This is a genomic window from Streptomyces sp. NRRL F-5135, from assembly GCF_000719775.1.
GTDB lineage: Bacteria > Actinomycetota > Actinomycetes > Streptomycetales > Streptomycetaceae > Streptomyces > Streptomyces hebeiensis.
In genome coordinates this window covers 18,812-38,655 of the sequence record NZ_JOHR01000017.1, presented here as the reverse complement: position 1 = coordinate 38,655, position 19,844 = coordinate 18,812, and the positions used below count along the sequence as shown (strand labels likewise).

General features: G+C 72.8%; 20 protein-coding genes. 4 read left to right on the top strand and 16 right to left on the bottom strand.

Annotation, left to right across the window (positions count from 1 at the left end; genetic code table 11):
• Window positions 1-19: 19 nt before the first annotated feature.
• From IG02_RS0127155 to IG02_RS0127145, 3 genes are all read right to left on the bottom strand, one after another.
• Window positions 20-3,817: an AAA family ATPase gene (locus tag IG02_RS0127155; protein ID WP_030753541.1), complete on the bottom strand. Its 3,798-nt coding sequence runs from the start codon at window positions 3,815-3,817 to the stop codon at window positions 20-22.
• Between the two features lie 210 nt (window positions 3,818-4,027).
• Window positions 4,028-4,246: a hypothetical protein gene (locus IG02_RS0127150; RefSeq protein ID WP_030753539.1), complete on the bottom strand. Its 219-nt coding sequence runs from the start codon at window positions 4,244-4,246 to the stop codon at window positions 4,028-4,030.
• 383 nt (window positions 4,247-4,629) lie between these two features.
• Window positions 4,630-4,923, bottom strand: coding sequence for an acylphosphatase (locus IG02_RS0127145; RefSeq protein ID WP_078854869.1), 294 nt, complete (start codon window positions 4,921-4,923; stop codon window positions 4,630-4,632).
• A 136-nt stretch (window positions 4,924-5,059) separates the two neighbouring features.
• Here IG02_RS0127145 and IG02_RS0127140 point away from each other — a divergent pair, with 136 nt between their 5' ends.
• Both IG02_RS0127140 and IG02_RS0127135 read left to right on the top strand, forming a co-directional pair.
• The gene (locus tag IG02_RS0127140; protein WP_030753533.1) at window positions 5,060-5,998 is read left to right on the top strand and encodes a CAP domain-containing protein; all 939 of its coding nucleotides are present in this window, start codon (window positions 5,060-5,062) and stop codon (window positions 5,996-5,998) included.
• Window positions 5,999-6,072: 74 nt separating this feature from the next.
• Window positions 6,073-6,591: a winged helix-turn-helix transcriptional regulator gene (locus IG02_RS0127135; protein ID WP_078854868.1), complete on the top strand. Its 519-nt coding sequence runs from the start codon at window positions 6,073-6,075 to the stop codon at window positions 6,589-6,591.
• On the opposite strand, the gene mutM is transcribed toward IG02_RS0127135, so the two are convergent.
• The 11 genes from mutM to IG02_RS0127080 all read right to left on the bottom strand — a co-directional run bounded on the left by mutM (window position 6,510) and on the right by IG02_RS0127080 (window position 16,944).
• Window positions 6,510-7,466 (bottom strand): bifunctional DNA-formamidopyrimidine glycosylase/DNA-(apurinic or apyrimidinic site) lyase, encoded by a 957-nt coding sequence (mutM, locus tag IG02_RS0127130; RefSeq protein WP_051765790.1) that lies wholly within the window; start codon window positions 7,464-7,466, stop codon window positions 6,510-6,512. The two genes, IG02_RS0127135 and mutM, sit on opposite strands and share 82 nt — an antisense overlap.
• 94 nt (window positions 7,467-7,560) lie before the next feature.
• Window positions 7,561-8,556, bottom strand: a complete 996-nt coding sequence (gene rnc / locus IG02_RS0127125) for a ribonuclease III (RefSeq protein ID WP_234314925.1) — start codon at window positions 8,554-8,556, stop codon at window positions 7,561-7,563.
• A gap of 19 nt (window positions 8,557-8,575) precedes the next feature.
• Window positions 8,576-8,749, bottom strand: a complete 174-nt coding sequence (rpmF, locus tag IG02_RS0127120; RefSeq protein ID WP_030753522.1) for a 50S ribosomal protein L32 — start codon at window positions 8,747-8,749, stop codon at window positions 8,576-8,578.
• Window positions 8,750-8,751: 2 nt separating this feature from the next.
• Window positions 8,752-9,384, bottom strand: a complete 633-nt coding sequence (locus IG02_RS0127115; RefSeq protein WP_078854882.1) for a YceD family protein — start codon at window positions 9,382-9,384, stop codon at window positions 8,752-8,754.
• 185 nt (window positions 9,385-9,569) lie between these two features.
• Window positions 9,570-10,766: a hypothetical protein gene (locus IG02_RS0127110; RefSeq protein WP_030753516.1), complete on the bottom strand. Its 1,197-nt coding sequence runs from the start codon at window positions 10,764-10,766 to the stop codon at window positions 9,570-9,572.
• Window positions 10,767-10,877: 111 nt separating this feature from the next.
• Window positions 10,878-11,357, bottom strand: coding sequence for a pantetheine-phosphate adenylyltransferase (coaD, locus tag IG02_RS0127105; RefSeq protein WP_037804377.1), 480 nt, complete (start codon window positions 11,355-11,357; stop codon window positions 10,878-10,880).
• A 26-nt stretch (window positions 11,358-11,383) separates the two neighbouring features.
• Complete coding sequence (locus IG02_RS0127100) at window positions 11,384-11,902, bottom strand: RsmD family RNA methyltransferase (RefSeq protein WP_051765785.1); 519 nt, start codon at window positions 11,900-11,902, stop codon at window positions 11,384-11,386.
• A 103-nt stretch (window positions 11,903-12,005) separates the two neighbouring features.
• The gene (locus IG02_RS0127095; RefSeq protein WP_030753507.1) at window positions 12,006-12,248 is read right to left on the bottom strand and encodes a hypothetical protein; all 243 of its coding nucleotides are present in this window, start codon (window positions 12,246-12,248) and stop codon (window positions 12,006-12,008) included.
• Window positions 12,245-12,613 (bottom strand): hypothetical protein, encoded by a 369-nt coding sequence (locus IG02_RS37010; RefSeq protein ID WP_037804375.1) that lies wholly within the window; start codon window positions 12,611-12,613, stop codon window positions 12,245-12,247. The genes IG02_RS0127095 and IG02_RS37010 overlap by 4 nt, the downstream gene beginning before the upstream one ends.
• A 205-nt stretch (window positions 12,614-12,818) precedes the next feature.
• On the bottom strand, window positions 12,819-15,062 hold the full coding sequence (gene recG, locus IG02_RS0127085; protein WP_030753504.1) for an ATP-dependent DNA helicase RecG: 2,244 nt from the start codon (window positions 15,060-15,062) through the stop codon (window positions 12,819-12,821).
• A gap of 88 nt (window positions 15,063-15,150) precedes the next feature.
• Window positions 15,151-16,944 (bottom strand): DAK2 domain-containing protein, encoded by a 1,794-nt coding sequence (locus tag IG02_RS0127080; protein WP_051765783.1) that lies wholly within the window; start codon window positions 16,942-16,944, stop codon window positions 15,151-15,153.
• A 154-nt stretch (window positions 16,945-17,098) separates the two neighbouring features.
• Between IG02_RS0127080 and rpmB the strand changes: the two genes are divergently transcribed.
• Complete coding sequence (gene rpmB / locus IG02_RS39860; RefSeq protein ID WP_003957616.1) at window positions 17,099-17,284, top strand: 50S ribosomal protein L28; 186 nt, start codon at window positions 17,099-17,101, stop codon at window positions 17,282-17,284.
• A gap of 172 nt (window positions 17,285-17,456) precedes the next feature.
• Here the strand turns inward: rpmB and thiD are convergent, their stop codons facing one another.
• Window positions 17,457-18,269, bottom strand: a complete 813-nt coding sequence (gene thiD, locus IG02_RS0127075; RefSeq protein WP_030753499.1) for a bifunctional hydroxymethylpyrimidine kinase/phosphomethylpyrimidine kinase — start codon at window positions 18,267-18,269, stop codon at window positions 17,457-17,459.
• A 115-nt stretch (window positions 18,270-18,384) separates the two neighbouring features.
• The gene (locus IG02_RS0127070; RefSeq protein WP_030753497.1) at window positions 18,385-19,365 is read right to left on the bottom strand and encodes a thiamine-phosphate kinase; all 981 of its coding nucleotides are present in this window, start codon (window positions 19,363-19,365) and stop codon (window positions 18,385-18,387) included.
• Between the two features lie 244 nt (window positions 19,366-19,609).
• Here IG02_RS0127070 and IG02_RS0127065 point away from each other — a divergent pair, with 244 nt between their 5' ends.
• Window positions 19,610-19,843, top strand: coding sequence for an Lrp/AsnC ligand binding domain-containing protein (locus IG02_RS0127065; protein WP_030753495.1), 234 nt, complete (start codon window positions 19,610-19,612; stop codon window positions 19,841-19,843).
• The last annotated feature ends 1 nt before the right edge of the window (window position 19,844 follow it).

Genomic DNA, 19,844 nt, shown 5'->3' with positions numbered 1-19,844 from the left:
GAGAACTCCCTCCCGGGGGTCAGCGGAGCCTTTGGCTGATGACCTTGGATACCCCGTCCCCTTGCATGGACACCCCGTACAGGGCGTCCGCGACCTCCATCGTGCGTTTCTGGTGCGTGATCACGATCAGCTGGGAGCTCTCCTGGAGCTCCTGCATGATGCGGATCAGCCGCTGCAGATTGGTGTCGTCGAGCGCCGCCTCGACCTCGTCCATCACGTAGAACGGGCTCGGCCTCGCCTTGAAGATCGACACCAGCAGCGCGACGGCCGTCAGCGACCGCTCGCCGCCGGAGAGCAGCGACAGCCGCTTGACCTTCTTGCCCGGCGGCCGGGCCTCGACCTCCACGCCGGTGGTCAGCATGTGCTCGGGGTCGGTGAGGACCAGCCGCCCCTCGCCGCCGGGGAAGAGCCGGGAGAAGACCCCCTCGAACTGCTCGGCGGTGTCCCGGTACGCCTCGGTGAAGACCTGCTCGACGCGCTCGTCGACCTCCTTGACGACCTGGAGCAGGTCGGCCCGGGTCTTCTTCAGGTCCGCCAGCTGCTCGGAGAGGAACTGGTGCCGCTCCTCCAGCGCCGCGAACTCCTCCAGGGCGAGCGGATTGACCTTTCCGAGCTGCTGGTACGCCCGTTCGGCGGCCCTGAGCCGCTTCTCCTGTTCGGCCCGGACGAAGGGCTTCGGCGCCGGGCCCGGCCGGTCGCCGTCGGCGCCCTCCGTACCCTCGCCGTCCCCGCCGGCGGGGAGTTCGCCGGCCGGGGGCTCGCCCGCGTCGGGCGGAGACGGCGGTACGGGCTGGTCGGGGCCGTAGTCCGCGATCAGCCCGGCCGGCTCCACGCCCAGCTCCTCCAGGGCCCTCGTCTCCAGCTGCTCGATGCGCAGCCGCTTCTCCGCGCCGAGGACTTCACCGCGGTGCACGGAGTCGGTGAGCTTGTCCAGCTCGGCCTTCAGCCCCCGGCCCTGGTCACGCTCGGCCGTCAGGTCGCGCTCGCGGGCGGCCCTGGCCGTCTCGGCGGCGGCCCGCTCCGCCTCCGCCCGTACGACCGAGACCTCCACATGGGCGAGCAGCAGCCTCGCACCGGCCGCCACGGCCCGGGCGACCTCGGCCTCGTGGCGCAGCCGGGCGCGCCGCTGTTCGGCGCGCGCTCGCGCTTCGCGCTCGGCGCGCGCGCCCCGGTCGAGTGCGTCGGCCCGTCCCGCGAGCCCCTTCACGCGCTCCTCGTGGGTACGGACCTGGAGCCGCGCTTCCATCTCGGTCTGGCGGGCGTTGGCGCCGTCGGCGGCGAGCCGGTCGCGTACGGAGGTGTCCGGCTCCTCCTCGGCCGGGGCCTCCTCGACGACCCGCAGCCGTTCGGCGAGCTCCTCCGCCTCGGCGGTGGCCCGCTCCAGGGCCTCCTCGGCCTTGGCGGCGGCCGCGGTGGTCCGCTCCGCCTCGCCCTCGGCGCCCCTGGCCTGGCCGGAAAGGCGGCCGAGCCGGCCGGAGACGGCGGACTTCTCCCGGTCGGCGGCCCGGCGGCGCTCCCCCCACTCCTCCACGAGCGCGGCGCACTCCTCGCGCCGTGCCGCCGCCCGGCGCCGCGCCCCGTCCAGCTCCTCGCACCGCACGGCCAGCTCCGCCAGCTCGGCGGCGGCCTCGTCGACGGCCGCGCGCACCTCCAACTGGCTCGGTGCCCCGGCGGACCCGCCGTACGCGAAGTGTGCCCCGAGCACATCACCGTCGGCCGTGACGGCGACGAGTTCGGGCCGGTCCGCGACCAGTGCCTCGGCGTCCTGAAGCGTTCCGACGACCACGGCGTCCCGTACGAGCCACCGCACGGCCCGCACCAGCGCCGCCGGCCCGCGCACGAGCTGCCCGACGTACGGCCCCTCGGGTGTCCCGAGGCCGGTCGCGGCGGGCTCACCGGCCGGAGACACCCCCGCCCGGGGCCAGGCCCCGGGTCCGGCTCCGGTTCCGCCGGCCCGGGCGGGGAGCGGGGCGCGCTGCCCCGGCTGCCGGGGCAGCGTGCCGTCCGTACCGGACCCGGTTACCGCTCCGCCACCGGACGCGCCCGGGTCCGGCGCACGGTTCCGGTGCTCCTCGCCGGCCCGGTCGCCCGCTCCCTCCCACTCCCCCACCAGCAGCGCCGCCCGCCCCGCGTCCTGGTCGCGCAAGAGGCGGATCGCCTCCGCCGCCGTGGCCGGGTCCGTGGCGGCGAGCGCGTCGGCCGCCGTGCCCAGGGCCGCCGCCACCGGGACCTCGTAGCCGGGGGTGACGTCCAGCAGTTCGGCAGCCGGGCCGAGAAGGCCCGGGAGACCGTCCCGCGCGGCCAGCAGCGCGCCCGAGCCGTCCTTGCGGCGCAGGCCGAGCGCCAGGGTCTCGTGGCGGGCCGCCAGCGCCGCGCGGCTCCGTTCCGCCTCGGTGGCCTCCTCGCGGGCCCGGGTCAGCGCGGTCTCCGCCTCGGCCAGCGCCTGCCGGGCGCCGTCATGGCGCCGCGCCAGTTCCTCGTCCGCCGCGTCCAGCTCCGCCACCTCGGCCTCGAGCTGTTCGTACTCCTCGCGCGCGGCGACCGCCCGCTCCCCCGCCTCGTCCCGGGCCGCCGCCAGCCGGCCGATCTCCGCCTGCGCCGAGGCCGCCCGGCCGCGCGCCGCCGTGACCTGGCCGTGCAGCCGGGCCAGCCCCTCCCGGCGGTCGGCGATGGCCCGGGCCGTGTCCTTGAGCCGGCGCTCCTCCACGGCCAGCGCCCGCTCCAGCTCCGCGCGGTAGGAGACGGCGTCCTCGCGCGCGTGCTCGGCCGCCTCCAGCGCGGCTTCCAGCTCCGCCTCCTGCTCGCGGATCCGGGCCGCCTCGCGCTCCATGTCCTCCGGGTCGCGGCCGCGCCGCTCCTCCACGGGCGCGGCGGTCGCGCTGCGCACCCGCGCGTCCGCCAGTGAGATCGTGCCCCGTACCCGCTCGGCCAGCTGGGACAGCTCGTACCAGGTCTGCTGCGCCCGCTTCAGGCGGGGAGCCAGCCGCCGCACCTCCTCCTCCAGCGCCGACTCCCGCGCCTGCGCGGCCCGCAGCCGCTGTTCCGCGTCCTCCTTCGCCCGCTTGAGCTCGGCCTCGTCGGCGATCTCCGCGCGCAGTGCCTCCCGCATCCGCACCAGATCGTCCGCGAGCAGCCGCAGCCGGGCGTCCCGCAGGTCGGCCTGGATGACGGCGGCTCTGCGGGCGACGGCCGCCTGCCGTCCGAGGGGCTTGAGCTGACGGCGCAGTTCGTCGGTGAGGTCCTGTACCCGGGCGAGGTTGGCCTGCATGGCGTCCAGCTTCCGCAGCGCCTTCTCCTTGCGCTTGCGGTGCTTGAGGACCCCCGCGGCCTCCTCGATGAACGCCCGGCGGCCCATCGGATCCGCGTGCAGTACGGAATCGAGCTGCCCCTGGCCGACGATCACGTGCATCTCGCGGCCGATGCCGGAGTCGGAGAGCAGTTCCTGAATGTCGAGCAGCCGGCAGGTGTCGCCATTGAGCTGGTATTCGCTGCCACCGTTGCGGAACATGATCCGCGTAATGGTGACTTCCGCGTAGTCGATGGGAAGAGCGCCGTCGGAGTTGTCGATCGTGAGCGACACCTCGGCCCGGCCGAGCGGTGGCCGCCCGGTCGTCCCGGCGAAGATCACGTCTTCCATCTTGCCGCCGCGCAGCGATTTGGCCCCCTGCTCGCCCATGACCCAGGAGAGCGCGTCCACCACATTGGACTTGCCCGAACCGTTCGGGCCGACGACGCAGGTGATTCCGGGCTCGAAGCGCAGCGTCGTGGCGGAGGCGAAGGATTTGAACCCGCGCAGGGTCATGGCCTTGAGGTGCACGCCGTCGGACTCTACCCGGCACCGCTTCACACCCGTCGGTTTCACCACCGGACGCGCTGGGCACATCAGGTGTTGAGAAAGGGCTTACGACGCCAACAGTGTTTGGCACAACGGGAGATGGAAAGAAAGAAGGGACGCCGAAGCGTCCCTTGCATATCTCGCCAGACTGATACTCACCTGGACCGACGAATGGCCCGGCAGGGGCCGGGATCAGGTGAGCGCAGGCTCCGCCTGGTGTACGTCAATGTCGATGCGGTTGAGCATCGACTCTCCAGGGTGCTGTGCGGCGGCCGCGTTCAGCGCGTCGTTCTCGGACTGGATGCGTACGAGTTCGGATTCGAGATCCTGGACGCGCTGCTGAAGCCGTCGCATCTCGGCGAGGAGTCGCGGGTCGGAACCGCCGACATAACCGAGAAGCGCCTTTGCCATGATGGATGGTCCTCCACACTGAGTGACCGACCGATTGCGGTGTGGGTCGTGAGGGAAATCGCACCCGCGGTGCCTGGCAGTGGGTTGTTCATCACTGCGGTTCTTTACTGCCAAACAGCTGAGGTGCGCGGGGATTCCAGAGTCTCACCAAAAAGTTTGACGGTCAACACGATCACAGCCGGGGGCGCCGGGCGGCCGGGGGCGCGGGGCCGCGTCGCGCGCGGCCCCGGCTCATCCACAGGGCCCTGGGGGCGGGGAGATCGTCGTCAATTCGGCAGCTTGGCACGGCCGACCGTTCTTGGCAACCACCAGGTCACCGTGGATACACGCATGTGACAACGGCATTCCCCGGGTCCGGTGGGGCCGCCGCGGCGAACGGTCGGTCAGCGGACCGCGAAGCCGTCGTATCCGCCACGCGGGGTGTCCCAGATCTCAGTGACTCCGTCGACGCGCCCGGGTGTGTCGTCGGAGCGCAGCCAGTCCAGCAGACGGTGGCAATTCTCACCCGGGCCTTCCGCGACCACCTGCACCCTTCCGTCGTCCAGGTTGAGCGCGAATCCGGTGAGGCCTCCGATCGACAAGGCATTGGCCCTGGTGAACCATCGAAAACCCACTCCCTGTACTCGGCCGCGTACCCACACGGTCAGCCGTACGTCTTCCGCTGTCCCGGTATTCATGGAGGCAAACTAACCGGCCAATTGCCCGTGGATCCCGTCGCCCCCGTACGCCATGCCGTACAGTCCCCTCGCAATGAGCCTCACTCGTACGGGTGAGCCATGTTGTCGTCGAGAGCATGAGGAAGGCACACAGCAGATGGGACGCCACCGACGCTCCGCCGCAGCCCCGCCCGCCCCCGATGACCGCGCGGACGGGGCCGGCCGGAAGAGACGGGTCGCCGCCCCCGTGCGTACGGGACTGCTCGGCGCCTCCGCGGCCATGGCCGTGGGGGCCGTGGCGGTCGCCTCGGGGCTGCTGCCCGGTGGCGGCAACGAGTACACCGTCGGCAGCGCGGGCGGCGGTCCGGTCAGGACCGAGGGCGCGCCCGAACTCCACCAGCAGGGCGGCTCCTCCGACGAGCCGACCCGCGAGGCCTCGGTCTCCCCCAGCCGGAGCGCCGAGCGGGGCGAGGCCCCCGCCAAGTCCTCGTCGCCCGCCGCGGAGAAGCAGTCCGCCACGCCGTCGCAGAAGTCGAAGCCGGCCGCCGCCCCGGAACGGGACAGGCCGGCGCCGGAGAAGAGCGAGACGTCCTCCGAGCCCGAGCGGACCCGGAGTTCCGCGCCCTCCGACAGCAAGGCCCCGGCGTCCGAGCAGCCCACGGAGGACCGCTCCGCCGTGGCACCCGGCGCGGGTTCCGGCTCCTCCGGCGGCGGCACCACCGCCCCGGACGAGGCCGCGGTGCTCGCGATGGTCAACGACGAGCGGGCCAAGGCCGGCTGCAAGCCCCTGCGGGCGGACTCCGGCCTGGCCAGGCTGGCGCAGAAGTTCAGCGACGACATGGCGGCACGCGGATTCTTCGACCACACGGACCCGGACGGGAAGACCCCCTGGGACCGCGCCGACAAGGCGGGCGTCAAGGGCCTGGGCGGGGAGAACATAGCGCGTGGCCAGTCGAGCGCCGACGCGGTGATGGAGTCCTGGATGAACAGCGACGGACACCGCGCGAACATACTGAACTGCGACTACACCCGGCTCGGTGTGGGTGTGCACTACGGGCCGGGCGGCCCGTGGTGGACGCAGGACTTCGGCTTCTGAGCCGTACTCACCTGCCGGTCACCTTTCGAAAGCGCCATCCATCGGGTGGCGCTTTCGAGTTGTAAGGTGACGATATGGACGATCCCAGCGTCGTGGACGCCCCGGGCGAGGCCCCTGGCCCGGACGAGGCCCCGGTCTTCGACGTGTTCTCCCGGCGCTGCCCCTCGCGCGCCACCCTGGAGCACGCGACGGGCCGCTGGGGCAGTCTCACGCTCGGCGCGCTGTACGAGAGCGGCTGCCGCTTCAACGAACTGCGGCGGCGGGTGGACGGTGTGAGCGAGAAGATGCTCTCCCGGACCCTGCACGCGCTGGAGCGGGACGGCCTGGTGCACCGCGACGCGAAGCCGGTCAATCCGCCGCGCGTGGACTACGCGCTGACCCCGCTGGGCCGCGCGGTCGCCGGACAGCTCCTCGCGCTGATCGAGCTGGTGGAGGGCCGGATGTCCGAGGTGCTGGCGGCGCGGGAGCGCTACGACGCCACGCGGGAACGTCACGAAGCCGCGGAGCGGGGTTACGACGCCGGGCGGGAACGGGACGACGGTGTACGGGAACGGGACGGCGGCACGGTCACGACGGCGCGCGGCGGGCGCTGACAACGCGGGCAGAAATAGCTGGACCGGTTCATCCAGGGCCGCCGCCGCATGGGCGTCCCGCACCGGCGGCAGGGCTCGTCCTCGCGCCCGTACGCGTCGAGCGACCGGTCGAAGTAGCCGGATTCCCCGTTCACGTTGACGTACAGGCTGTCGAAGCTGGTGCCGCCCACCGCCAGCGCCGCGTTCATCACGTCCCGTACGTGACCGAGCAGTTCCACCGAGCGCGGCCGGGTGAGGGTCGCGGTCGGACGGTCGTAGTGCAGCCGGGAACGCCAGAGCGCCTCGTCCGCGTAGATGTTGCCCACGCCGCTGATCAGCGACTGGTCGAGCAGGGCGCGCTTGACCGTCGTACGGCGCAGCCGCAGCGCGGTGTGGAACGCGGCGTCGTCGAACGCCGGGTCGAGCGGGTCGCGCGCGATGTGCGCGATGACGTCCGGCAGTCCGTCGGGGGTGGTGTCGTGGAGCGAGAGCCCGCCGAAGGTGCGCTGGTCGACGAAGCGGAGCTCGGTGGGGACCGCGCCGGTGAGGGCGGGGGGCTCGGTCGTGCCGGTGGTCTCGGTGTCGGTGAACCGGACACGGATCCGCAGGTGCTTCTCGTCGGGCGCGTCCTCGGGGCGTACGAGCAGCTGACCACTCATCCCGAGGTGGCCGAGCACCGAGAGACCGGTGTCGGCGAGCGGCAGCCAGAGGTATTTGCCGCGTCGACGGGCCGTGCCGACGGTCTGGCCGGTCAGACGGGCCGCGAAGTCCGCGCCGCCCGCGAGGTGCCGCCGTACCGCACGGGGGTGCAGCACCTCGACCGCGGCGACGGTACGGCCGCCCACCCAGCGTTCGAGTCCACGCCGGACGACTTCGACCTCGGGCAGCTCGGGCACGACGGGCTCCTTGACGGACGGCGGGAGGCAACGGCCCGCCCCTCATGCCGTACCACGACACGAGGGGCGCGCACAAAGGACTGCGCGGGAGCCGTCAGGCGGGCGCCGGCCGGCCCGTGGCACCCGGCCCCGCGACCGGACCGGTGGTGTCCGGAGCGGTGGTGTCCGGGCCCATGGTGTCCGGTTCCGTGGTCTCCGGGCCGGCGGCAGCCGCATCCGGCGCCGCCGTGACCGGGGCGGCCCGGTCCGCGGAGCTGCGCTGCGGCGTGGCCGCGGGGGCCTCGGGAGCCTGTGCGCTGACGGCCCCGGCAGCGGCGTCGACACCGGCGCCCTCCGTGGCCTTCGCCGCCTCCCGCTCGTCCGCCGCGGCCCGGATGGCCCGCCACGCGGACTCCGCCGCCTGCTGTTCCGCTTCCTTCTTGCTGCGGCCGGTGCCGGTGCCGTACGAGACACCACCGACGCGGGCGGCAGCAGTGAAGGTCTTCTCGTGGTCCGGTCCCGTCTCCGTGACGACGTACTCGGGAACCCCGAGTCCCTCCGCCGCGGTCAGCTCCTGGAGACTGGTCTTCCAGTCCAGACCGGCCCCGAGGTTCGAGGACTTCTCGATCAGCGGGTCGAAGAGCCGGTGCACCAGCTCGGACGCCGCGTCGAGGCCCTGGTCGATGTAGACCGCGCCAATCACCGCTTCGAGTGTGTCGGCGAGGATGGACGCCTTGTCCCGGCCTCCCGTGCCCTCCTCGCCCCGGCCGAGCCGGATGAAGGAGCCCAGCTCCAGGCCCCGGCCCACCCCCGCCAGCGCACGTGAGTTGACCACCGCGGCCCGCAACTTCGCGAGCTGGCCCTCGGGCAGGTCGGGGTGGGTGCGGTACAGCGTGTCCGTGACCACCAGGCCGAGCACCGAGTCCCCGAGGAACTCCAGCCGCTCGTTGGTGGGCAGGCCGCCGTTCTCGTACGCGTAACTGCGGTGCGTCAGCGCACGCACCAGAAGGGCGGTGTCGAGCCGATACCCGAGCCGCCCTTCCAGAAGCGTGTGAGGCGAGGCCGTACTGAGGTTGTCTGGCTGCTTCTTGGCAGGGGACAGTTCAGACATCGAGCCTCTCACCAGCCGCTCAGACCTCGAGGACCTGGCGCTTGTTGTACGTGCCGCAGCTCGGGCACGCGATGTGCTGGAGCTTCGGCTCCTGGCAGCGCTCGCACGCCACCAGGGTAGGGACCGCAGCCTTCCACTGCGACCGGCGGTGGCGCGTGTTGCTGCGCGACATCTTCCGCTTCGGAACAGCCACGGCTACTTCTCCTGCTTCTTGTCGACGCCCGCTTCGGCGCCGCCCATGTCGTCCTTCTCGCCGTCCGTGACGGTCTCGGCGAGTCCTTGCAATGCCGCCCAACGGATGTCGACGGCATCGTGGTGGTGGCCCGGATTCTCGTCCAGCCTGATCCCGCATTCGGAACACAGACCGGCACAGTCCTCCCGGCACACCGGCTGCATCGGCAGTGTGAGCACCACCGCATCACGCAGCACGGGTTCGAGGTCGAACAGGCCGTCCTCGACGAACAGTGTGTCCTCGTCCTCGTCGTCCTCCGGCTCCGCGCGGACGCGGCCCCGGTCGTCGACTTCGTGGTACGAGAACAGCTCCTGGAAGTCCGCCGTCACCTCGTGGCCCAGCGGCTCCAGACACCTTACGCACTCCCCCTCGGCCGTCGCGCGGGCGGTGCCCGTGACGAGCACCCCCTCCATGACGGACTCGAGACGGAGGTCCAGCTCCACGGGTCCGCCCCGGGCCACCTCGACCACCCCGGCGATCCCGAGGTCGGGGGGCGCGGGGACCGAGCGCTTCAGCTTCTGGAGCGCACCGGGCCGCCGCCCCAGCTCGTGTGTGTCGAACACGAGGGGGTTGCGGTGGTCGAGGCGCGCGTTCAGGGCTTTTCCCGCTTTCGGATCGTGGGGTCGGGGGCCGCCGTCGTCGCGGAGGCGAAGCGGGCAGCCGGGGCCGCGGGTGTACACGCGACCGAAGAGCCAGGGTACTGGACCGGCCGCCGTAGGCCCAATCCGGTCCCCCCTGACCGTCGGTGCCCGCCGGGTTCCGCCGTCCGTCGACGGTGGGCTCAGCGCCCCTGCTCGTAGCGGCGCAGCTGGTCCATGTCGATCATGCTGGTGTCGAAGAAGCTGGTCTCGTCGAGGGCCGACTGCTCCGGCCGGCCGGTCCCGGCGGGCAGGGCGGGCTGCTGGGACTGGCCGGCGGGCTGCTGCCAGCCGTAGTCCTGGCCGTAGCCCTGCTGCTCGTAGCCGTAGGGCTGCTGCTGGTAGCCGCCGTACGCGGCGTCCTGCTGCTGGTACGCGGCGTAGCCGGGCTCGGCGTAACCGGGGTCCTGGTAGCCCGTGCCCTGGGCCACGCCCGGATAGCCCTGCCCGGGGTCCTGGTATCCGGCGGCCGACTGGGCGTAGGCGGGGTCCATGTAGGGGTCGGGGACGGCGGGCGGGGCCTCGGGAACCACCGGGGCGGCCGACGGCCGCGGGGGCGCCGGTACGGGCGCGGGGGCCCCCGGGGTCCGGGCGGCCGCCCCGAGGTCCGCCGCGGCGTCCCCGGGCGTCCCGGCGAGGCCCGCGAGGTAGTCGGCGTCGCTGGTGCGGCCCTGCGGGCCGGCCGCGTCCTGGGCCGCCATGTGCGCGCCGAGCTCGTCGCTGGCGATCCGGCCGTGCAGCTTCTGCCGGCCGCGGCCGACCGCTTCCAGGGTCTTGGACAGCACGGCCTCGAAGGCGCCGAGCTTGGCGTCGACGTACTCGTCGGCACGGCCGATCAGGGTCGCCGGGTCCGAGCTGTACTCGGGGGCGTCGTCGTCCTCGCCGCCGGTGCCGGGCGAACGGCCGAGCAGCTTCTCGCGGCCCCGGTCGACCGAGCCGATGGTCTTGGTGAGGACGACCTCGAAGTTGGCGAGCTTGGAGTCGACGTAGTCGTCGGCCTCCGCCCGGATCTCCTCGGCCTCCCTGCGGGCCTCGGCGAGGATCCGGTCGGCCTCGTCCTGGGACTGGCGGGCGATCGCGGTCCCGGCCAGCAGCGCGGCGCGCTCGGCGCGCGCCGCCTCGAGGATCCGCCCGGCCTCCTGCCGGGCCTGCTCGGCCATCTGTTCACGGCCGCCGATCAGCTCCTGGGCCTGCGCCAGCGAGCCGGGGAGCGCCTCCCGTACCTCTTCGAGCATCGCGAGCAGTTCGGCGCGGTTCACCACGCAGGAGGCCGACATGGGCATCGAGCGGGCACTGCCCACCGTGTCGACGATCTCGTCGAGCTTCTTCTGCACGTCCACCGTGTGCTCGCCACTCTCTACAGCTGGTTGGGAGACGGACGCAACGACTGTACGGCCAGCGGCGGCCCCTCCGACACCGGATGACGGGCCGTCAGTCCGCCGCGCCGGTCGTCACCGCGCGCGCAGGCGTTCGAGCAGCGCGCTGTGCACGGCCGGAGGCAGCAGGTGGGAGACGTCACCGCCCCAGGTCGCCACCTCCTTGACCAGGGAGGAGGAGAGGAAGCTGTAGGTGGGATTGGTGGGGACGAACAGGGTCTCGACGCCCGAGAGCCCGTTGTTCATCTGCGCCATCTGGAGTTCGTAGTCGAAGTCGCTGACCGCTCGCAGCCCCTTGACGATGGCGGGGATGTCGCGCTCCTTGCAGAAGTCGACGAGCAGCCCGTGGAAGGACTCGACCTGGACATTGCCGAACTCGGCGGTGGCCTCACGGATCAGGGCGATCCGCTCGTCGATCGTGAACAGGCCCTTCTTGGACTTGTTGATCATCACCGCGACGTGTACGACGTCGTACAGCTTGGAGGCGCGGGCGATGATGTCGAGATGGCCATTGGTGATGGGGTCGAAGGACCCCGGACAGACGGCGCGGCGCACCTGAATTCCCTCGCTCTCCGGTCCGGTCATCGTGCTGCTTCACAACGAGAGGCGGCGCGACCGTACCAAAGCGTTCCCTCGCCGTAGCGGCGCGAACGCACGGGTGCGAACCCCTCCGGCCAGCCGAACTCCCCGCCCCTGGTGCTGCGTTCAACGGTGGCGACGGCGGAGGCGGCGAGCCAGCCCCCGGTGCGGAGTGTGAGCAGGATCTCCCGGAGATCGTCATCGGTGACGGCGTACGGCGGATCGAGGAAGACGAGGTCGTAGGGGAGGCTGGGCGGCGGGCCCTGGACGACCTGTTCGGCCTTGCCGGCCCGTACCTCGGCGCCGGGCAGCGCGAGCGCGGCCACGTTCGCCCGTACGGTGCGCGCGGCGCGCGCGTCGGCCTCGACGAGCAGCGCGTGGGCGGCCCCGCGCGAGAGGGCTTCGAGGCCGACGGCGCCGGACCCGGCGTACAGGTCGGCGACCCGGATGCCGTCGAAGCCGCCGAGGAGCGCGTCCGCCCGCAGGGCGGGGCTCGCGGCGTCTGGTGCGTGCGATCGCAAGGCGGAGGATCGTCCTCGTACTGGACGTACTTGGACGACTCCGACAACGCAGCGAGCGTGCATGCCAGGCGTCGCGAGCCAGGCGGGACTTTCGAAACACGCCCTAGGGGGCCGGGATGAGGCGGACCACGGTGACGGTCAGGATTCCGGCGGAGACGACGTAGCGGATGATCGCGCCGGAGACGACGGCCTCCCGCCGGTCCCTGTCGCCGTCGACCTGCGTGGAGCCGTGTCCGAATGGTCGGGCGCCGATCGTGCGTGCGACGGCGGCCCGGAAGGCGTCGGGTCCTGCGAGCTTTCCCAGGGCCTGCCCGGCGGCCGGGGCGTAGGCGATGCGGTACTTCACGCGGCGGCCGTCCCCGAACCGCCGGCTGCCTGTTGCTCGGCGCGCAGGAGGACGTCCACCCGGTCGATCGCGTCGCCGGGGATGACCTCCAGGGCCCACTTGCGGACGAGCGCTCCAAGAGCGTTGGGCGGCGCGGCGGCGAACTCCGCGTCGAACTCCCCGCGCAGCCGCTCGGGCAGCGCGGCCCGCACGTCCGGGACCGTCAGGGGCACCTCGAAGCGCTCGCCGCACACGGTCACGGTGACCGGCCCGTGGACCTCGTGCGCCGCCGGCGCGCGGTCCAGTTCGGCGAACGCCGCGTTCTGTTCCCGGACGCGCCGGACGGCGTCGTCCTCGTCGGGATCGGCGGGAATCGACTCGGCCACTGTCCCTCGCTCCTTTCGCCGTGGGCACGCCGACGCTACCCGGGCCCGCGCGCCGCGACCCGTCCGCCGGCGGGCCGTTCGCGCGCACCTGAGAGCGCCGTGACATCGCCGCCCGTCGCGGAGGGCCCGGTCGCCCCGTGCGTCACACCGCGGGCACGGCCCTTCTCGGCCCTTCAGGGCCCTTGTCGGCGCTTGTCATCCCTTGTCACCCCTTGTCAAGGTACTGCTCCCGTTCCGTGTCCAGGAGGGCGTCCAGGGCCGTGCGCAGCTCCGGGGAGTGCGTCAGGTCCGGGTCCTTGGCCACCACCGCCACGGCCTCCTCCCGGGCCGCCGCGATGACCTCCTCGTCGTCGATCACCGCCAGCATCCGCAGCGAGGACCGCACACCGGACTGGGCCTGACCGAGGACGTCGCCCTCGCGGCGCTGTTCGAGGTCGATCCGGGACAGCTCGAAGCCGTCCAGTGTGGCGGCGACCGCGCCGAGCCGGGCCCGGGCGGGGCTCGCCTCCGGCATGTCCGTGACCAGCAGACACAGTCCGGGCGCCGAGCCGCGGCCCACCCGGCCGCGCAGCTGGTGCAGCTGCGAGACCCCGAACCGGTCCGCGTCCATGATCACCATCGCCGTGGCGTTGGGCACGTTCACCCCGACCTCGATGACCGTCGTCGCCACGAGCACGTCCACCTCGCCCGCCGCGAACCGGCGCATCACCGCGTCCTTGTCGTCGGGCTGCATCCGCCCGTGCAGGACCTCCACCGCCAGCCCCGCCAGCGGTCCCGCCCTCAGTTGCCCGGCGACCTCCAGAACCGCGAGCGGGGGCCGCTTCTCCGCCTCGTCCTCGGCCGACTGGTTGCCCTTCTTCCCCGCCTTCTCGGCCGTTCCGCCCTTCCCGCCCTTCTCGGCTTTCTCGTCCTCGGCGTCGCCGATGCGCGGGCAGACGACGTACGCCTGGTGCCCCTTGCCGACCTCCTCCCGCACCCGCTCCCAGGCCCGCGCCAGGAAGTGCGGCTTGTCCAGCGCCGGGACCACATGGCTGGCGATCGGCGAGCGGCCGGCCGGGAGCTGGTCCAGTACGGAGGTCTCCAGGTCCCCGAAGACGGTCATCGCGACCGTGCGGGGAATGGGCGTGGCGGTCATGACCAGCAGGTGCGGCGGCTGCTTGCCCTTGGAACGGAGCGCGTCGCGCTGCTCCACACCGAAGCGGTGCTGCTCGTCCACCACCACCAGGCCCAGGTCGTGGAAGCGCACCTTGTCCTCGATCAGGGCGTGTGTGCCGATCACGATCCCCGCCTCGCCGGTGACCAGGTCCAGCAGCGCCTGCCGCCGTGCCGCCGCGCCCATGGAGCCGGTGAGCAGCACCACCTTCGTGGCCTGCTCCGCCCCGCCGAGCATCCCTCCTTGCGCCAGTTCCCCCATCATCTCCGTGATCGAACGGTGGTGCTGCTGGGCGAGGACCTCGGTGGGCGCCAGCATCGCGGCCTGACCGCCCGCGTCGACCGTCGCGAGCATCGCCCGCAGCGCGACCAGCGTCTTGCCCGAGCCGACCTCTCCCTGGAGCAGCCGGTGCATCGGGTGCTCGGTCGCGAGGTCCGCGAAGATCTCCGCCGTGACCTTGCGCTGTCCCTCCGTCAGCGTGAACGGGAGCCGGGCGTCGAACGCGTCCAGCACCCCGCCCGCCACCGGCTCGCGCGGCACGGCCGGCAACTGGCTGTCCGCGAACCGCCGCCGGGCCAGCGCGACCTGGAGCACGAACGCCTCGTCCCACTTCAGGCGCGTCCTCGCGTCCTCGATGTCCGCCCGGCTCTCCGGCCGGTGCACCTTGAGCAGCGCCTCCGGCAGCGGCACGAAGCCGCGCCCCGCGCGCAGCGCCTGCGGCAGCGGATCGACCGCCTCCCCCGCCCTCGGCAGCACCGCGTCGACCGCCTTGGTGATCTTCCAGGACTCCATGCCCTTGCAGGCCGGGTAGATCGGGATCAGCTTGCCCGCGAACGCGTCCACGGCCTCCTCGGTGTCCTCCGCGTCGCCGCTCCCGCCGAGCGGGACGTACGTGGGGTGCGCGAGCTGGAGCTTGCGGTTGAAGACGGACACCTTGCCCGCGAACATGCCCCGGCTGCCCGGCGGCAGCTCCTTGTGCGGCTTGTGCAGGCCCCGGCCGAAGAAGACCAGCTGGAGCCGGCCGCTGCCGTCGGTCAGGGTGATCTCCAGGCGCTGTCCCCGGCCCTGGTTGAACGTGTGGATCCGGGAGTCGGCGACCTGGGCGACCACCGTGACGTCCTCGTCCAGCGGCAGGTCGGACAGCGGGGTCAGCCTGCCGCGCTCCTCGTAGCGCCGGGGGTAGTGGTGCAGCAGATCGCCGACCGTGTGCAGGTCCAGGTGCTCGGCCATCACCTTCGCGGTGGCGGGGCCGAGCGTCTTCTTGAGAGGTTCATCCAGCGCGGACACGGGATCCATTGCACACCACGGCACTGACAAACGTCGCGCACCCCGGCGTCACAGCAGCTCACCGCCGTGCCGCGGGCACCGGTCGCTCCCCGGCCCGCTACTCCACCCCGACGAGCAGCGGTGGCGACTGCGGTCCGCCGCGGTAGACGACCGTGTCGACCGCCAGGTGCCGCTCCCGTACGTACGCCTCCAGGCGGTCGGCCAGCGACTGCGGCACCCCGTCGGCGAGGACCAGCGTCACCAGCTCGCCGCCCGCGGCCAGCATCCGGCCCAGGACCGCCTCCGACGTGGCGGCGAGGTCCACGCCGATCACCGCCACGTCGCCGTCGATCAGTCCGAGCACGTCCCCCGCCTGGCAGACCCCGGCCGAGGTCCACGACTGCCGTTCCGCGACGGCGAGTTCGGCGTACCGCGTGGCACCCGCGGCGGCGGTCATCGCCACCACGTCCTCGTCGAAGCGGCGGTCGGGCTGGTGCACCGCGAGCGCGGCGATGCCCTGGACCGCGGCCCGGCTCGGCACGAGGGCGACCCGTACGCCTTCCGCGCGCGCCTGCTCCGCGGCCGCGGCGGCGGTGTGCCGCAGTTCGGTGTCGTTCGGCAGCAGTACCACCTCGTGGGCGTGCGCGCGCCGGATCGCCTCGACCAGTTCCCCGCTGGCCGGCGTCTCCCCGGGGCGCGCGAGCACCGTCGTGGCGCCGGCCCGCGCGCACAGCTTCGCGAGCCCTTCACCGGGCACCACGGCGACCACGGCGCGCTGCGCCCGCTCCTGGGGGCGCGGTGCCGGCCCGGCCGGGGCGGCACCGAAGTGGGTGATGCGGATGCGGTACGGCCGGCCCGCCTCGACCCCCGCCTCCACGGCGGCCCCCGCGTCGTCCACGTGCACGTGGACGTTCCACAGCCCGTCGCCGCCTACGACGACCAGGGAGTCCCCGAGAGCGTCGAGGCGCCGGCGCAGCCGGGCCACGGCGTCGTCCTCCGCCTCCAGGAGATAGATCACCTCGAAGGCCGGCCCGTCCGCCGCGGCGTGCGGATCGGCCCCCTCCGTGTCCTCGCACCCCACGTGCGTGCCGTGCCGCCCATGGCCCCCGGATCCGCGGGGTCCGCCGGTTCCGTCCGGTTGGTCGCCCTTCTCGTCGACAGCGTCCCTCCGGCGCCGGCGGAGGGCCGTCGGCGGGGGCGTGGGCGCCTCGCCCGTCACCGCCCGCACCAGGGCGCCGAACACCGTGAGCAGTCCGCGTCCCCCCGCGTCCACCACGCCCGCCCGGTCCAAAACGGCGAGCTGATCCGGGGTGGCGTCGAGCGCGGTGCGCGCGCCCGCGTACGCCGCGCGCACGGCGGTCCCGTCGTCCGGCGGGCCCCCGGCGCCCGTTTCCGGGGCGGTGGCGCACGCCGCCTCCGCCGCCGCCTCGGCCACGCTCAGAATCGTTCCCTCGACCGGATGCGCGACGGCCTCACGGGCCAGCTCGGCCGCCCGCCGCAGCGCGGGACCGAGCCGGCTGCCGTCCTCGGCGGCCGGGCCCGCGGCCGCCTCCGCCGGTCCGTCCGCCATCCCGCGCAGCAGCTGCGCCAGGATCGTCCCCGAATTCCCCCGGGCCCCGATCAGCGCGCCGTGCGCCATGGCCCGTACGACGTCGGCGGCGGCCGGCTCCGTCCCCCCGGTCTCGTGCGCGGCGAACACCGCCTCGACCGCCTGGGCCGCCGACTCCACGGTCAGGTAGAGATTGGTGCCGGTGTCACCGTCCGCGACCGGATAGACATTGATCGCGTCGATCTCCTCGCGTTCCCGGCCGAGGGCCTCCAGCGCCAGCGCGCACCAGTTCCGTACGGCTGCGGCGTCGAGGGTCTGCGGCACCTGATGATCCTCCTTGAGCGGCCGGGATGCCTGATGCATGGAGGGTATAGTTTTCTCCTGCTGCGGCAGCCGTTGTATGCTGCTGCGGTTGCCCGACACCAATCGGGCCAATCCCCCGGCCACGCCACATCAGTCACTGATTCCGGCCAGCCGGATTTCTCTGTACGTGCATCTGAAGTCTTTGGAGTGACCCGTGGCTGCCAACTGCGACGTATGCGGCAAGGGGCCGGGCTTCGGCAACAACATTTCGCACTCGCACCGCCGTACGTCTCGTCGCTGGAACCCGAACATCCAGCGTGTGCGTGCCGTGGTCGGTCGGACGCCGAAGCGGCTCAACGTCTGCACTTCCTGCATCAAGGCCGGCAAGGTCTCGCGCTGACGCCTGCGTCGTGGCGCAGCCCCTGCGGTTGCCTTGAAGGGCCGGTCCACCTCGGTGGGCCGGCTTTTTGCCGTGCTCGGGCGTACGCTTTCGTGTTCTGGCGTGCGCTGTCGCGCGCCCCGGGGCATCTCGTTCCGTACCTCCGGGGCGCCCGGGGCGCGCACGCTCCGTGTCAGCGCGATCGCCACGCGTGGTCCACCGGACCGATGCCGGCACCCAGCGCGAACCCCCGCGCGATGGCACCGGTCACATATTCCTTGGCCGCCCGTACGGCCTCGACGACCCCCTGGCCGCTCGCGAGTCCCGCGGCGACGGCCGACGCGTAGGTGCAGCCCGTGCCGTGCGTATGCCGGTTGTCCAGGCGCGGAGCGCGCAGCCAGTGCTCCTCCGAACCGTCGCACAACAGGTCCACGGCGTCTCCCCGCAGGTGCCCGCCCTTGATCAGCGCCCAGCGCGGCCCGAACGCGAGCACGGCGTCGGCCGCGCGCCGCAGTCCCTTCTCGTCCTCCACCCGTACGCCGGTGAGCTGCGCCACCTCGTCCAGGTTGGGGGTGGCGACGGTCGCGGCGGGCAGCAGCCGGGTCCGTACGGTGTCCAGGGCGGACGCGGCCAGCAGCGGATCGCCGTGCTTGGAGACACCGACGGGGTCGACGACCACCGGGGCATCGGTCCCGGCGAGCAGTTCGGCGACGGTCTGGACCACCTCGGCGGAGGAGAGCATGCCGGTCTTCACGGCCTGGACCCCGATGTCGTCGACGACACTGCGGTACTGGGCCCGTACGGCCTCGACGGGCAGTTCCCAGACGCCCTGTACCCCTTGGGAGTTCTGCGCGGTGACGGCGGTGAGCACGCTCATCCCGTGCACCCCGAACGCCAGCATCGTCTTCAGGTCGGCCTGGATGCCCGCGCCGCCGCCGGAGTCCGAACCGGCGACGGTGAGGACACGAGGCGGCACGGGCGCGGAGGGCGGCACGGGCGCGGATATCGGCATGGGCCCGAATCTACTCGGCGCCGTCCGGCTCCACCCGGCACCGTCCGGATCGCGCGGACCGGCCCGCTCCGGCACCCGCGGCCCTTGTTCCGTCCCGGTCCCCGCGGGCCTACAGGTCGTCCAGGTCGTCCTCGACGTCCCCGAAGTGGTCCCAGCCGCCCTTCCTCGTCCACGGTGCCCCGTCCACCGTCACCTGCGGCAGCGCCGAGGGGTTGAGCACCTCGCCGATCACCTTCCACCGGGCCGGCAGCTTCACGTCCGGCGGGAACGTGGCGACGATCGCGTGGTCCTCGCCCCCGGTCAGCACCCACTGGATCGGATCGATGCCCACCGCCTGACCGATGTCGTTCATCTGCGTCGGGATGTCGATCAGACCTGACCGCAGATCGATCCGGACCTTGCTGGCCTCCGCGATGTGCCCGAGGTCTGCGACCAGCCCGTCGCTGACGTCCGTCATCGCCGTGGCGCCGAGCCCGGCCGCCGCCGGGCCCGCGTGGTACGGCGGCTCCGGCCTGCGGTGGGCCTCCACGAACGCACGGGGCGAGCGGAAGCCGCGGGAGAGCACCGCGTGCCCCGCCGCCGACCAGCCCAGCCAGCCGGTGTACGCGACGATGTCGCCCGGCTGCGCGCCCGCCCGGGTCACCGGGTCGTGGTTGCGCAGATCGCCGAGCGCCGTGATGGAGATGGTGATGGTGTCCCCGCCCACGACATCGCCGCCGACCACGGCCGCGCCCGCGACCTGGCACTCGTCCCGGAGGCCGTCCATCAGCTCGGTGGGCCAGGTGACCGGGAGTTCGGCCGGGACGACCAGCCCGAGCAGCAGCGCGGTGGGCACCGCGCCCATGGCAGCGATGTCCGCCAGGTTCTGCGCGGCGGCCTTGCGGCCGACGTCGTAGGCCGTCGACCAGTCGCGGCGGAAGTGCCGTCCCTCCAGCAGCAGGTCCGTACTCGCCACGACCCGCCGGTCCGGTGCCGCCACGACCGCGGCGTCGTCGCCCGGCCCCAGCCGCACCGCCGGGGTGGTGGTGAGCCGGGAGGTGAGCTCCCTGATGAGCCCGAACTCCCCCAACTCGCCCACGGTTCCCTTCACCGAGTCTCCCCTCTCTTCACCGGGCCGCACCTGCGGTCGCGGGCCCTGACTGCTGTCGGTAGCGTCATGTCGGACGTCCCTGCCGGAACGTCCGGGTGCGACGTCCGTACCGGACGCCGACTTCGTCTTCCGTGTGCCGCACCGCCGACGCCACCGGGCGTACGGGTCTCCCCTCGGCCGTCGGCGACGCGATACCGTGGCGTCTCTTCTCCCACATGATCCTCGTGGCCGCCCTGGAGGTTCCGTGGTACAGGCGTACATCCTCATCCAGACCGAGGTGGGCAAGGCGACGGCGGTCGCCGAGACCATCTCCAAGATCCCGGGAGTGATCCAGGCCGAGGACGTCACAGGCCCCTATGACGTGATCGTGCGCGCACAGTCCGACACCGTGGACGGACTGGGCCGCATGGTCGTCGCCAAAGTCCAGCAAGTGGAAGGCATCACCCGCACCCTGACCTGCCCCGTCGTGCATCTGTAGC